Genomic DNA, 13,851 nt, shown 5'->3' with positions numbered 1-13,851 from the left:
CTGCGCTAGCGCTTGTAATTTCCCAAGCGTGCCCCCACATTAGGTCCAAGCATCATTTCCACCGGTTTCCGGCCACAAGGCCGCTGTAGAGGCGAAATCATGAAGACCACCCTCGACTTGCCTCTTTTGCCATTGCGCGATGTCGTTGTTTACCCGCACATGGTTATCCCGCTGTTCGTGGGGCGCGAAAAATCCATCGAAGCCCTCGAGGCAGCGATGACGGGCGAAAAGCAGATTCTGCTGCTGGCCCAGAAGAACCCAGCCGATGACGACCCGGGTGAGGACGCCTTGTACCGCGTCGGTACCGTTGCCACCGTGCTGCAACTGCTGAAGCTGCCTGATGGCACCGTCAAGGTGCTGGTCGAGGGCGAGCAGCGTGGCGCCGTTGAGCGTTTCACCGAAGTAGAAGGGCACATCCGTGCCGAAGTTTCCCTGATCGACGAAACCGACACCGCCGAGCGCGAGTCGGAAGTGTTCGTGCGCACGCTGCTGTCGCAATTCGAGCAGTACGTGCAGCTGGGCAAGAAGGTCCCTGCCGAAGTGCTGTCGTCGCTGAACAGCATCGAAGAGCCGGGGCGCCTGGTCGACACCATGGCCGCACACATGGCCCTGAAGATCGAGCAGAAGCAGGAAATCCTTGAAATCGTCGACCTGACCACGCGTGTCGAACACGTGCTGGCGCTGCTGGATGCCGAAATCGACCTGCTGCAGGTTGAAAAGCGCATTCGCGGCCGGGTCAAGAAGCAGATGGAGCGCAGCCAGCGCGAGTACTACCTGAATGAGCAGATGAAGGCCATTCAGAAAGAGCTGGGTGATGGCGACGAAGGCCACAACGAAGTCGAAGAGCTGAAAAAGCGCATCGAAGCTGCTGGCCTGCCCAAAGATGCCTTGACCAAGGCCCAGGCCGAGCTGAACAAGCTCAAGCAGATGTCGCCGATGTCAGCCGAAGCCACCGTGGTGCGGTCGTACCTCGACTGGCTGGTGCAGGTGCCGTGGAAGGCCCAGAGCAAGGTGCGCCTTGACCTGGCCAAGGCCGAGGAAATCCTTGATGCCGACCACTATGGTCTGGAAGAGGTCAAGGAACGCATCCTCGAGTACCTTGCCGTACAGAAACGCGTGAAGAAAATCCGTGGCCCGGTGCTGTGCCTGGTCGGTCCACCTGGCGTCGGCAAGACCTCGCTGGCCGAGTCGATCGCTGCGGCCACCAACCGCAAGTTCGTGCGCATGGCCTTGGGTGGCGTGCGTGACGAGGCCGAGATCCGTGGCCACCGCCGTACCTACATCGGCTCGATGCCAGGCCGCCTGATCCAGAAGATGACCAAGGTGGGGGTGCGCAACCCGCTGTTCCTGCTCGACGAAATCGACAAGATGGGCAGCGACATGCGTGGCGACCCGGCCTCGGCACTGCTGGAAGTGCTCGACCCGGAGCAGAACCACAATTTCAACGACCATTACCTGGAGGTTGATTACGACCTCTCGGACGTGATGTTCCTGTGCACCTCGAACTCGATGAACATCCCGCCGGCGCTGCTTGACCGCATGGAAGTCATCCGCCTGCCGGGCTACACCGAGGACGAGAAGATCAACATCGCGGTCAAGTACCTGGTGCCCAAGCAGGTCAAGGCCAACGGCTTGAAGAAGGAAGAGCTGGAGGTCGATGTTTCGGCGATCCGCGACATCATCCGTTATTACACCCGCGAAGCCGGTGTGCGTGGCCTGGAGCGGCAAATCGCCAAGGTTTGCCGCAAGGTGGTCAAGGAACATACCGGGCAGAAGCAGGTCAAGGTCAAGGTGGCCAGCGAGCAGCTGGAGCACCTGCTGGGGGTACGCAAGTTCCGCTACGGCCTGGCCGAGCAGCAAGACCAGATCGGCCAGGTTACCGGCCTGGCCTGGACCCAGGTGGGCGGCGAACTGCTGACCATCGAAGCCGTGGTTATCCCCGGCAAGGGTCAGCTGATCAAGACGGGCTCGCTGGGCGATGTCATGGTCGAGTCGATTACCGCCGCACAGACCGTGGTGCGCAGCCGCGCCCGCAGCCTGGGTGTTGCCGCCGACTTCCACGAGAAGCACGACGTGCACATCCATATGCCTGAGGGCGCCACGCCGAAGGACGGCCCAAGTGCCGGTATCGGCATGTGCACCGCGCTGGTGTCGGCGCTGACGCAGATTCCGGTGCGTGCCGACGTGGCCATGACCGGCGAAATTACCCTGCGCGGCCAGGTGCTGGCCATCGGCGGGCTCAAGGAAAAACTGCTGGCAGCACACCGTGGCGGGATCAAGACGGTGATCATTCCGGAGGAGAATGTTCGCGATCTGAAGGAGATTCCGGAGAACATCAAACAGGATCTGCAGATCAAACCGGTCAAATGGATTGACGAAGTCCTGCAAATTGCGCTGCAATACGCCCCGGAGCCCTTGCCAGATGTGGCTCCTGAGATTGTCGCGAAAGAAGAAAAGCGCGACGGCGATGCCAAGGAAAGAATCAGCACGCATTAGTAGTTTTTGCTTGGGGGGCTTTCCTTGACAGTTTTTTCGAGGCCTTGCTATAAAGCGGCACGTTATTGTCAACAAAGCCTCCCAACGTACGTTTCATAAGCTTTTCATTACATACTTAGAAACAAACTCAATAGAGAAATAAGGGGACTTAGAGTGAACAAGTCGGAACTGATTGACGCTATCGCTGCATCGGCTGACATTTCCAAAGCTACCGCAGGTAAGGCTCTGGACGCTGTGATCGACTCCGTAACCGGTGCCCTGAAAGCAGGCGACGACGTCGTTCTGGTTGGCTTCGGTACCTTCTCGGTCAAGGATCGCGCCGAGCGCACCGGCCGCAACCCACAAACCGGCAAGGCGATCAAGATTGAAGCCGCCAAGGTTCCAGGTTTCAAGGCAGGCAAAGGCCTGAAAGACGCCGTCAACTAAGTCGTCTTTCAGCCGGACCCGGCCTGGCCAGGTCCGAGCGCGCTGATGGCGGGGCGCAAACGTTCCCGCCTGACACGTTTGCTAAGCAAAGGCGCATCCTCGGATGCGCCTTTCTTTTATCAGGATTCTACCCACGCTCCGCGGTTGTCGACGCAGTGGTACAGCCGTTTCTGGGGGACGCATGCTGCAAAATATCAGGGACAATTCACAAGGTTGGATTGCCAAGACCATCATCGGCCTTATCGTCGTGTTGATGGCGTTGACCGGTTTCGAAGCTATTTTCCAGGCCGCCACCCATAGCCAGGACGCCGCCAAGGTGAACGGCCAGACCATCAGCCAGAACGAGCTGAGCCAGGCGGCCGACATGCAGCGCCGTCAGTTGATGCAACAGTTGGGCAAGGATTTCGACCCGGCGTTGCTGGATGACAAATTGCTGCGTGAAGAGGCCCTCAAGGGCCTGATCAGCCGCAAGCTGTTGCTGCAAGGTGCCGAAGACGCCAAGTTTGCCTTCTCCGAGGCCGCGCTGGATCAGGTGATCCTGCAGACGCCAGAGTTCCAGGTGGACGGCAAGTTCAGTGCCGACCGTTTTGACCAGGTCATCCGCCAGATGGGCTACGGCCGCATGCAGTTCCGCGAGATGCTCGCCGAGGAAATGCTCATCGGCCAGCTGCGCACCGGCCTGGCCGGCAGCAGCTTCGTCACCGACCAGCAGGTCGATGCCTTCGCCCGCCTGGAGAAGCAGACCCGCGACTTCGCCTCCCTGACCTTCAAGGCCGACCCGGCCGCTGTCAAGGTCAGCGACGAGGAGGTCAAGGCGCACTACGATCAGCATGCCAAGGAGTTCATGTCGCCTGACCAGGTGGTGATCGACTACATCGAGCTGAAGAAGTCGGCGTACTTCGACCAGGTCAAGGTCACCGATGAAGAGCTCAAGGCGCAGTACGAGAAGGAAATCGCCAACCTTGCCGAGCAGCGCCACGCGTCGCACATCCTCATCGAAGTCAACGACAAGGTCACCGACGCCCAGGCCAAGGCCCGTGCCGAAGAGATCGAACAGCGCCTGGCCAAGGGTGAAAATTTTGCCGCACTGGCCAAGGAATTCTCCCAGGACCCAGGTTCGGCCCGCAACGGTGGTGATCTTGGCTTCGCTGGCCCGGGTGTCTACGACCCGGCGTTCGAAGAGGCACTGTACAAGCTGCAGGATGGTCAGGTATCGGCGCCGGTACGCACCGAGTTCGGTTACCACCTGATCAAGCTGCTAGGCGTAGAGGCACCTGAGGTGCCGAGCTTCGCCAGCCTGAAAGACAAGCTGACCCGCGACCTGAAGATCCCGCTGGTCGAGCAGCGTTACGTCGACGCCAGCAAGCAGTTGCAGGATGCTGCCTACGAGGCTTCCGACCTGGCCCAACCGGCTCAGGACCTGAACCTCAAGGTGCACACCTCCGCAGCCTTTGGCCGCGAGGGTGGTGAAGGCATTACTGCCAACCGTTCGGTGGTGCAGGCTGCGTTCTCCGAAGAAGTGCTTGACGAGGGTGCCAACAGCACCGCCATCGAGCTTGACCCGGAAACCACCGTGGTGCTGCGCGTCAAGGAACACCGCAAGCCAGAGCAACTGCCGCTGGAGGCCGTAGCCCAGAATATCCGTGAGCACCTGGCCAAGGAGAAGGCGACTGCCGAACTCAAGACCAAGGCGGACAAGCTGATTGCCGGCCTGCGTGACGGTTCCATCGCAGCGGGCAGTGCGCACGAAGGGCAGGGCTGGAAAGCCTACGAAGCGGTCACCCGTGGTCAGGACGGCATCGACCCGGCCGAACTGCAGGCGCTGTTCCGCCTGGGCAAGCCGCAAGCCAAAGACAAGCCGGTGTATGGCAGCGTCGTGCTGCGTGACGGTAGCCTGGTGGTGCTGCAGCTCAAGGGTGTCAACGAAGGCGCGACCGCCACCGATGAAGAGAAGCAGCAGATTCGCCGCTACCTCGCATCGCGTGCTGGCCAGCAGGACTTCGCGGCCTACCGCAAGCAGCTGGAAGCCAATGCGGACATCACCCGTTACTAAGGTGATTGTTGCATGATAAACAGGCCGCCTTGTGCGGCCTGTTTCGTTTTATGTCGCCTGTGAGGGCCTCATCGCCGGCAAGCCAGCTCCCACAGGTATTACACAGGCCTCAGGCATTGTGGGGGCCTGGGGGAGCTGGCTTGCCGGCGATGAGGACAGTACAGGCAATACAGGCCTACCGCTTTACCCCTTCATAACTATCCAGCGTATCCCGCGCAATCTCCCGCCCCAAGGCGATCAGCTCCGGCGCCTTGTAGAACTCGAAAAACCGGCACACCCGCTTGGGCACGTTGATCAGTACATCTGGCGGGTAGCCGGCGATCTTGTACTGCGCCAACGAAGTCTGCATGACCTCGAAGCTCTGGTTGATCAAGTCCAGCAATGAGGCCGGCCCGACGTTGTCGATGATGAACGAACCGGTCGCCGATTTCGGCGCGCCCTCGCGCTCCGGTGCCGCTGCCGGCTGCTGGCCTTCCGGGGCAACGCCGTCGCTCATCCACGGGCTCGGCGGTGCCAGCCCTTCGGCGACGATTTCCTGTTCGATGCGCATCAGCTCCTCCGCCGGCTTGCGCCGGAACGGCAGGCGTGAACCCAGTGAGCTGAGCAAGGCGTCGAAGCGCATCTTGAACGCTGCCGGCCGTTCGATCACCGGTAACTGGTACTGTTTCTGGTTGGTGGCGTTGAGGTTGACCGCAATGATCAGGTCGCAATGGCTGGACACCACCGGCACGATCGGCAACGGGTTGAGGATGCCACCATCGACCAGCATGCGGTTGCCCTGCATCACCGGGGTGAACAGGCTGGGGATGGCCGCCGAGGCGCGCATGGCCTGGTGCAGGCAACCCTCCTGAAACCAGATTTCCTGCTGGTTGGTCAGGTCGGCAGCCACCGCCGTGTAGGGGATGCGCAGTTGTTCGATGTTGATTTCGCCAACGATCTTGCGAATCTGCCCGAACACCTTGTCGCCGCGTATCGCGCCGAGGCGAAAACTGACGTCGACCAGGCGTAAAACGTCGAGGTAATCAAGGCTCTCGATCCAGTTGCGGTAGTCGTCGAGCTTGCCGGCGGCATAGATCCCGCCAATGACGGCACCCATGGAGCAGCCAGCGATGCAGGCGATGTCGTAGCCACGGCGCTCGATTTCCTCGATCACGCCAATATGTGCATACCCCCGGGCTCCGCCCGATCCCAGTACCAGTGCCACGCGTTTACTCATGAACATTCCCCGGCCAGTGCCACCATGGTCCTACAATGCACCCATCGCTGCCTGTGCTTCAATGTTGATCGTGCTGAGCTACTGTAATAATGCCGGTGAGGCAAAGCCGGCTGGACAGGGCACTTTTCTGCTACCGGGGCGTCGAACAGCCACCGTTTTTCCATTGAGGTATTACTGATGAAAGCCTGGATCTGCCTTCCACTGATTGCCCTGGCCCTTGCTGGCTGCGCGGGCAAGACGGCCTACCGAGAGAGTTGTGCTACCCAGCTGGATGCCGCCTGGAAGGAACTGGACCTGGCCAAGGCAGAAGGCTTTGCCGGTGCCGTGAGTTACTCCAAGGCTTTGTCACTGTTGACCGGGGCCAAGACCCAGCAGCAGTTCGAAGGTTACGAAAGCTGCACCCACAAAGCCGAGAAGGCGCGCTTCTACATTCGTGAGTCCCGCGCCGGGCGCTGACCAAGGAGCGTCTTATGTCTGCCATGCTCGACCATGTCGTTGCCCAGATACTGGCCTTGCAGGTACGCCTGCTGGCCTGTCGCGAACGCCTGGCAGCCGATACCGACAGCGAGGCGCTGCACGACCTGCGCATCGCCGTGCGCCGCCTGCGCAGCCTGCTGCGACCACTGCGCGGGTTGCCAGGCGTGGAGCAGCTGGAGGACGCTGCCAGTTCGCTGGGCACCCTGACCACGCCGCTGCGCGACCGCGAGGTGCTGGCGGGCGAACTGATCAGTCGCGGCTATACCGAAGCCGGTCAGCGGCGCCAGGAAGGGCGCGCCAGGACCTTCGCCCGTATCGCGGCCAGCCCGCAACTGGCGCGGGTGTTGGCCATTGTCGATGCATTTCCGTTGTTTCTGCGTGCGGCGGGCCGTGAAGGCTTGGTCAAGTCGCTGGACAAACATATCGACAAGCGCCTGGTCAAACAGTGGCGCAAGTTGCACCAAGCCTTGCAGGACCCGGCCCACGATCGCCATCGCCTGCGCCTGCTGATCAAGCGTGCGCGCTATGGCGATGAGGCCTACCCGCAGCTCGACCACGCCGGGAAAAAGCTGCAACGCTTGCTGAAAAAGGCCCAGGGCGACCTGGGCGACTGGCACGATCGCCTGCAATGGCTGCTGCAAGCCCGGGACCACGCCGACCTGGCGCCCTGCAAGGTCGACTGGGAGCAGGAGTTGCACGAGGCCGAGCGCAAGTCGGATGTGACCCTGGACGCCCTGCAACAGGCGTTGGCGCGACGCTAGCCCGAACAATGACCGAAATGCGGGCTGATCGCCCGGGGTTTGCTGGCTAGGATGGGCAGACCCTTTTCGCTGCAGGCAGGAGCCGGTCCATGAACTTCAACCAATTGCTCGACGCCGTGCGCGCCAACCCGAATGCCGTCAGTGTTCCGCCCAGCTGGGCCCAGGGGCGTGCTGTTTTTGGCGGGCTGATGGCGGCCATGGTGTATGAGGCCATGCGCCTGAAACTCTGCGACAGCCGCCCGGTGCGCTCGCTGGCCATCAGCTTTGTAGCGCCGGCGGCTGCGGATGTGCCCATCCGTTTCGAGGTCGAAGTGCTGCGCGAAGGCAAGGCGGTCAGTACCTTGCTCGGTCGTGCCGTTCAGGATGGCCAGGTGGTGACCCTGGTACAGGGCAACTTCGGTGCGGGGCGGCCTTCGGTGGTAGAGGTGCCGGCGCTACCGGCCATGGAAATGAAGGCGCTTGAAGACGCGGCCCCCGAATTGCCCTATATCAAGGGCTTGACCCCGGAGTTCATGCGCCACGTGGCTTTGCGCTGGGCAGTGGGTGGGTTGCCGTTCAGTGGCAATCAGTCGCGAAAGATGGGCGGTTGGGTGCGCTTGCGCGATGTGGCCGAAGAGCAGGTCAACGAAGCGCACCTGCTGGCGCTGGTGGATGCCTGGCCACCGAGCCTGATGCCGTTTCTCAAGCAGCCCGCTGCGGGCAGTACCCTGACCTGGACCATCGAATTCATCCAGCCCACGGCCACGCTGTCGACGCTGGACTGGTGCCGGTACTGTGTGGAAACCGAGCATGCGCGGGACGGTTATGGGCATGCTGCAGCAGCGCTGTGGACGGCGCAAGGGGAGTTGCTGGCCCTGAGCAGGCAGACCGTCACCGTGTTCGCTTAACGGGCAGCCACAATTCCCTGTAGGAGCGGCCTTGTGTCGCGAAAGGGCCGCATAGCGGCCCCGGCAACCTCCACTGCGAAGCTGCAATTCTGGGGCTGCTGCGCAGCCCTATCGCGACGCAAGGCCGCTCCTACAGGGACCGCACTAGGCTGGTGGATTAGCGCCGATGCTTATGCCGCTCCCGCCAGGCCTTCCACCAGGCCCCGCTCAACACAAAGCGCGGGAAGGTGATGAATTGCTCGGTCAGCAGCCGTTGCACGGCATCCTGGCGGTTGGCGAAAGGCTCGGGTTGTTCGGCTTCCAGCCGGTGCCCGTGGCGCTGCAGGCCAAGGCCGGCAATCAAGGCAATGATACCCACCGCGATCTGACCCAGATCAAGGCCGAACAGGCCGGACAGCATCAGCAGCGCACCCAGGATGAACAACGGCACGGCGATCAGGTGCAGCACCAGGTTGGCCGGGTGGCGGTGATTGTGGTGGTAGCCGCGCCATTGCCAGGCGGGCAGGTTGGGCAGGCGTTTGCTCATGGGCAGTTCCTCGTCGTCATGCCCAAAGCTTAGTGCGGCCCCCGTCAAGGGGCCAATCGAGGCTGGCTATGGCGACTATAGCTTGAGCTGGCCAATGGCCTTGCTCAGCTCGCCGGCCAGGGTCGCCAGTTCACTGCTGGTGGTGGCTGAGCCCACGGTCTGCTGCACGGTCTGCTCGGTGACATCGCGAATGCTCACCACGGCGCGGTTCATTTCCTCGGCCACCTGGCTTTGCTGTTCGGCCGCTACGGCGATCTGGGTGTTGCTTTCGCGCATCTGCGCCACCGCGCCGGTAATTTCTGCCAGCGCCTCGCCGGCTTCCTGTGCCTGGCGCACGCAGTCGTCGGCCTTGTACGAGCTTTCCTGCATGAACTCCACTGCATCGCGAGTGCCCGACTGCAGCGCCGAGACCATGGTGGTGATTTCATCGGTCGACGTTTGCACACGCTTGGCCAGGTTGCGCACCTCGTCGGCCACCACGGCAAAGCCGCGGCCCAGGTCGCCGGCGCGCGCCGCTTCGATGGCTGCGTTCAGGGCCAGCAGGTTGGTCTGTTCGGCGATGCTGTGGATCACGCTGACCACGCCGTTGATTTTCTGGCTGTCTTCAGCCAGCTGGCGAATCATTTCTGCGGTTTGCTGCACGCCGCTGGACAACCCGGAAATTGAATCCTGCACGCGGCTGACCACCTCTTTGCCGCTGCCGGCGAGGGTGTCGGCGGTTTGTGACAGGTCACGGGTGGCGCCGGCATGCTGAGCGATGTGGTGCACGGTCGCCGACATTTCGTTGATGGCGGTGGCGGCCTGGTCGGTCTCGCTTTGCTGGCCAAGCATGCCGTGGCGCACGTCATTCATGCTGGCGGCCAGGCGTGCGGCACCCGAGTCGAGCTGTGCCGCGGTGTGGGCGACGGTGCTGACGACCCGGTGGTAGGTAGCCTGCATGGCGTTGAAAGCGCCGGCCATCTGGCCGACTTCGTCGCCACAGGCCAAGGGCACGCGGGCCGCCAGGTCGCCGGTCTTTTCCACGTGCAGCATGACATCCTTCAGGGTATTGAGCTGGGTGAGCAAGAAGCGGATCAGCAGTTGCGAGGCGCCGAGCATGGCCAGCATCAGGATCAGCACACACGCCGCGTAATTGCTGAAACGGTCGAAGAACACCTGGCGGAGGCTGGGCGACTGGGCCAACACGGCCATTTGCTGATCGCCGCTGCGCAGTACCTGCGCACCGCGTAACGGGTTATCACCAAGAATCCAGGCGCCTGGCAGTTCGACCCAGCCTTGGGCATTGCGCAGGGTATCGAGGGGTTCGCCGGCGAAGCTCGGGGTTTGCCCGGCTGACCAGCTGATGACATTGGCCGGCCGCGGCAGCGCTTGCCCGCCTGGCCAGGCAGCCAGCAGCTGGGCTTGCGCAGCGGCCTGGGCTTGCGCCGCCTCGGCGCGGGCGCGTTGCTCCAGGTGCACGGCGTAGAGCACCAGCAACAGGGTCGTGACAAAGGCCACCGCGTTGACGGCCCAGAATTTGTACTTCAGCGAAACATTGCTAAGCCAGGCACCCATGGGCAGGTCTTCTCTGAGTTGAGCGGAAACAATATTGGCAAGGTGCCATCATTGTGCCTGCTCAAGCCAGGGCCTTTGTTGATATGTATCAAGAAAAATCTGCAGCCTGTGATGGCCCTTTCGCCGGCAAGCCAGCTCCCACACATATCTCACTGGCCTGCCGGCGATAGGGCCATCAAAACCTTAACAAATCTGGAAAAACGCCCGCGCGGTGGCGGTGGTATGCGCCGACGTGCGCTCGGCCGTTTCACCCCGGTGCAAGGCCACTTCGCGCAGCACCTCCGGCAGAAACGCCGGCTCGTTGCGCCCGCTCTTCGGCTTTGGCCGCAGGCTGCGCGGGAGCAGGTAGGGCGCATCGCTTTCCAGCATTAGCCGGCCTTTGGCAATGTTGCCCACCAGCGGGTGCAGGTGGGTGCCACGGCGCTCATCGCAGATCCACCCGGTAATGCCGATGTGCAGGTCCATGTCGAGGTAGGCGAACAACGCCTCGCGCTCCCCGGTAAAGCAGTGCACCACCGCAGCGGTCAGCTGGTCGCGGTAATCCTTCAGAATTGCCAGCAAGCGTTCGCTGGCATCGCGTTCATGCAGGAACACCGGCAGGCCAAGTTCGGCAGCCAGCGCCAGCTGGGCCTCCAAGGCTTTTTCCTGGAGCGGGCGAGGGGAGAAGTCGCGGTTGAAATCCAGGCCGCATTCGCCCACGGCACGTACCCGCGGCTCGCTCAGCAGTTGGCGCAGCTGGCGCTCGCTGCCGGCATCCCAGGCCTTGGCATCATGGGGGTGTACACCCGCTGTGGCGAACAGGTGTTCGCCGCTGGCATCCAGTTGCTGGCACAGCTCCAGAGCCTGTTCGCTGACGGCCAGGCTGGTGCCCGTCAGCACCATTTGCGTCACCCCGGCCTCGATGGCGCGCTCGACAATGGCTGCCTGTTGGTCGTGGAAACTGCTGTTGGTCAGGTTGACGCCGATATCGATCAGTTGCATGGTGTTATCTCGTGCCGCGGGGCGGCCAGCATAGCAAAAACCGGGTTTTTCTGAAAAAACCAAGAACTTCATGCTGTTGCCGTGGTCTTTTGCCGTCATTTATCACTTGGCGGTGCAACCCATGGATGCCGCCACCGACCATGGACACGCTTTCGCATGCCGCGATTCTGGCTCACTATTTTGCTCACGCTTGGGTTGGCCTTGCCTGGCCCGGCCCAGGCGCGAGTACCAGGTCCGCAGCAGAACATTCCGCCCGCCAAGGTTCGTGACCTGCAGCAGATTCGCAGCACCAAGGTACTGCGGGTACTGGTCAACCAGAGTCGCAACAGCTCTGGTGAGGTCAAAGGCGAACCGGTCGGCATCGAATACTATCGCCTGCGTGCCCTGGAGCATTTCCTCAACGCCCGTAGTAATGACGACCAGCAGATCCAGCTGAAGCTCATCCCGCGGGCCAAGGAGCAGTTGCTGGGCGCCCTGGCACGAGGCGAGGGTGACCTGGCTGCACCGGGCGAATTGCTCGACCCCGGTACTGTGCGTGGTGTCAGTGGCAGTGCGCCGATTCTTGACCAGGTGCCTTTGACGTTGGTGGGGCGCAAAGGCGAACGCAGCTTCAGCAAGCTCGAACAGCTGTCCGGGCGCACCGTGGCGTTGACCAGCGCCAGTGCCGCTGGCCCGCTGATCCAGCAGGCCAACCAGCAACTGGCGCTGCGCAAGCGGCCACCTATCAAGGTGGAATGGGTCGACGCGACGCTGGCCGTGGAAGATGTGCTGGAAATGGTGCAGGCCGGCATCTACCACCTGACCGTGGTCGAGCAGCCCATTGCTCGGCGTTGGGCGCGGGTGATGCCGCGGCTGCGCCTGGACAGCCGGGTGAGTCTGGGGGCACCGCAAGCCATGCGCTGGTATGTCGGGCAGGATGCGCCGCAGTTGCTGGCTGCGGTCGATCACTTCCTGAAGGGTTATCGCGCGCCGGACAACCAGGATGCCGCGTTCGAGCGCATCTACCGCCGCCAGTACCGGGTGCACAACCCGTTGGCCAGCAAGGACCGCCAGCGCCTGGCATCGGTGCGGGCGGTATTGCAGAAGCATGGTGAGGCGCAGCAGATCGACTGGCTCAACCTGGCCGCGCTGGCGTTCAAAGAGTCAACGCTGAACCCGGGCGCTCGCGGTAGCGGGGGCGCCCACGGCCTGATGCAGATCACCCCTTCGGCGGCCCAGCGCGTGGGGGTGAGCAATACCGCCACGGTGGATGGTAATGTCCTTGCCAGCGCCCGCTACCTGGCGCTGATCCGGCGCAAGTTCTTTGCCAGTGCCAAGATCAATGAGCGAGAGCGCATGGCCTTTGTGCTCGCCGCGTACAACCTTGGCCCCGAGCGCGTGCAGGCCATGCGCGCCGAGGCCCGGCGGCGCGGGCTCAATGGCAACCAGTGGTTCTTCCAGACCGAACGCATTGCCATGGAGCAGGTGGGCATGGGGCCGGTCAACTTCGTCAACAGCGTCAACAAATACTACCTCGCGTTCAACCGCGAGCGTGCGGTGTTGGAGCGTGTTGCCAAGCGCTGAAAAAGGCCCAATGCCAGTCAGTTAAGCGGTATGGGCTGACAGGTGCACGCCTCGGGATGTTGGGTGCCAATGATATCGAGCGCCGCCCGCGCGGCGCTTCGCGGCGCAAGGCCGCTCCCACATCTGTTTCGGGCCAGTTACTCAAGTGAGATCTCCTGCGCCTGCCTTGTTTTTTCATTGAATATCGGCTGCGTCTGTGCTTTTTATCAATCTCCAACCATGCATCCAGGGTGCGCGCGCCGAAGGCACAGGAATAATTGGCCCGAAACAGATGTGGGAGCGGCCTTGTGCCGCGAAGCGCCGCGCGGGCGGCGCTCGATCTCGTAGGCGCTGGGAGACTCTCGGCGAACCCCTTGGCTCAAGCCCCAAGCTTTAGGCAAGAGTAAGCCGAGTATCGGACCGCTTCTGCTTGCGGCTTGTGGCTTGCAACTTGAGGCTCGTCGCTCTAGCATACCGGCTGCGCCGATTTAAACAGCTACTTGCGGGGCGCAGGAAAGCCCCACCTCCGGGTCATCCGAAATACCGCTAAAGCGCTGGTTCGGTGACGCCTCCCACCGCTGCCCAGCGGGATTCGCGAGGCGGAGAAAAGCTCCATGAGTTGCCCACGTACCAGTGTCTGTCTAAGCCCTTTGCCTGCCAGCCAGGCATCCCGCACACCGCGCATCCTGCTCGGCGGCCAGCATCAGCCCACTCTTTTACGTCACCTCGAAGGCCTGTCCCGGCGCAAGCGCCAGGCGCGCGCGTTTCTGATTCAGTTCGCCGATAGCGCCTGCAATCTGGCGGAGTATGGCAATGATCGTTTCGACCTCGCCGTCATCCAGGCGCCGGCAGCGCAAGAGGCCGCCGAAGTTATCGGCCACCTTACCCGCATCGCGCGCCAGGGCTTGATTACCCGCCGCTGAGGAGCGCCT

12 protein-coding genes are annotated in these 13,851 nt (G+C 62.3%); 8 read left to right on the top strand and 4 right to left on the bottom strand.

Annotated elements, in window-relative coordinates; all coding sequences use genetic code 11:
- Nucleotides 1-99 precede the first annotated feature (99 nt).
- The 3 genes from lon (at nt 100) to ACI2KG_RS14500 (ending at nt 4,975) form a co-directional block, all read left to right on the top strand.
- Entirely contained in the window at nt 100-2,496 is a 2,397-nt protein-coding gene (gene lon, locus ACI2KG_RS14510) for an endopeptidase La (protein ID WP_404662376.1), read from the top strand.
- A 153-nt stretch (nt 2,497-2,649) separates the two neighbouring features.
- A complete protein-coding gene (locus ACI2KG_RS14505) occupies nt 2,650-2,922 on the top strand; it encodes an HU family DNA-binding protein (RefSeq protein WP_016485887.1) in 273 nt (90 codons plus the stop codon).
- A gap of 181 nt (nt 2,923-3,103) precedes the next feature.
- Nucleotides 3,104-4,975, top strand: coding sequence for a SurA N-terminal domain-containing protein (locus ACI2KG_RS14500; RefSeq protein WP_404662375.1), 1,872 nt, complete (start codon nt 3,104-3,106; stop codon nt 4,973-4,975).
- 175 nt (nt 4,976-5,150) lie between these two features.
- Here ACI2KG_RS14500 and ACI2KG_RS14495 read toward each other — a convergent pair whose 3' ends face one another.
- Complete coding sequence (locus ACI2KG_RS14495; RefSeq protein WP_404662374.1) at nt 5,151-6,191, bottom strand: patatin-like phospholipase family protein; 1,041 nt, start codon at nt 6,189-6,191, stop codon at nt 5,151-5,153.
- Nucleotides 6,192-6,368: 177 nt separating this feature from the next.
- Between ACI2KG_RS14495 and ACI2KG_RS14490 the strand changes: the two genes are divergently transcribed.
- The 3 genes from ACI2KG_RS14490 to ACI2KG_RS14480 all read left to right on the top strand — a co-directional run bounded on the left by ACI2KG_RS14490 (nt 6,369) and on the right by ACI2KG_RS14480 (nt 8,316).
- On the top strand, nt 6,369-6,647 hold the full coding sequence (locus tag ACI2KG_RS14490; protein ID WP_060507980.1) for a hypothetical protein: 279 nt from the start codon (nt 6,369-6,371) through the stop codon (nt 6,645-6,647).
- Between the two features lie 14 nt (nt 6,648-6,661).
- Entirely contained in the window at nt 6,662-7,429 is a 768-nt protein-coding gene (locus ACI2KG_RS14485) for a CHAD domain-containing protein (RefSeq protein ID WP_404662373.1), read from the top strand.
- Between the two features lie 89 nt (nt 7,430-7,518).
- Nucleotides 7,519-8,316, top strand: coding sequence for an acyl-CoA thioesterase (locus tag ACI2KG_RS14480; RefSeq protein ID WP_404662372.1), 798 nt, complete (start codon nt 7,519-7,521; stop codon nt 8,314-8,316).
- A gap of 157 nt (nt 8,317-8,473) precedes the next feature.
- Here ACI2KG_RS14480 and ACI2KG_RS14475 read toward each other — a convergent pair whose 3' ends face one another.
- The 3 genes from ACI2KG_RS14475 to ACI2KG_RS14465 all read right to left on the bottom strand — a co-directional run bounded on the left by ACI2KG_RS14475 (nt 8,474) and on the right by ACI2KG_RS14465 (nt 11,377).
- On the bottom strand, nt 8,474-8,842 hold the full coding sequence (locus tag ACI2KG_RS14475; protein ID WP_404662371.1) for an Mpo1-like protein: 369 nt from the start codon (nt 8,840-8,842) through the stop codon (nt 8,474-8,476).
- 75 nt (nt 8,843-8,917) lie between these two features.
- Nucleotides 8,918-10,396 (bottom strand): methyl-accepting chemotaxis protein, encoded by a 1,479-nt coding sequence (locus ACI2KG_RS14470; RefSeq protein ID WP_404662370.1) that lies wholly within the window; start codon nt 10,394-10,396, stop codon nt 8,918-8,920.
- Nucleotides 10,397-10,579: 183 nt separating this feature from the next.
- Nucleotides 10,580-11,377, bottom strand: coding sequence for a TatD family hydrolase (locus tag ACI2KG_RS14465; protein ID WP_404662369.1), 798 nt, complete (start codon nt 11,375-11,377; stop codon nt 10,580-10,582).
- 156 nt (nt 11,378-11,533) lie between these two features.
- Between ACI2KG_RS14465 and ACI2KG_RS14460 the strand changes: the two genes are divergently transcribed.
- Together ACI2KG_RS14460 and ACI2KG_RS14455 are read left to right on the top strand one after the other, a co-directional pair.
- Nucleotides 11,534-12,940 (top strand): transglycosylase SLT domain-containing protein, encoded by a 1,407-nt coding sequence (locus tag ACI2KG_RS14460; protein ID WP_404662368.1) that lies wholly within the window; start codon nt 11,534-11,536, stop codon nt 12,938-12,940.
- Nucleotides 12,941-13,533: 593 nt separating this feature from the next.
- Nucleotides 13,534-13,842 (top strand): hypothetical protein, encoded by a 309-nt coding sequence (locus tag ACI2KG_RS14455; protein ID WP_404662367.1) that lies wholly within the window; start codon nt 13,534-13,536, stop codon nt 13,840-13,842.
- Nucleotides 13,843-13,851 lie beyond the last annotated feature (9 nt).

The organism is Pseudomonas sp. NPDC089407, assembly GCF_044900445.1.
GTDB lineage: Bacteria > Pseudomonadota > Gammaproteobacteria > Pseudomonadales > Pseudomonadaceae > Aquipseudomonas.
This window is presented reverse-complemented; position numbering and strand designations above follow the sequence as displayed.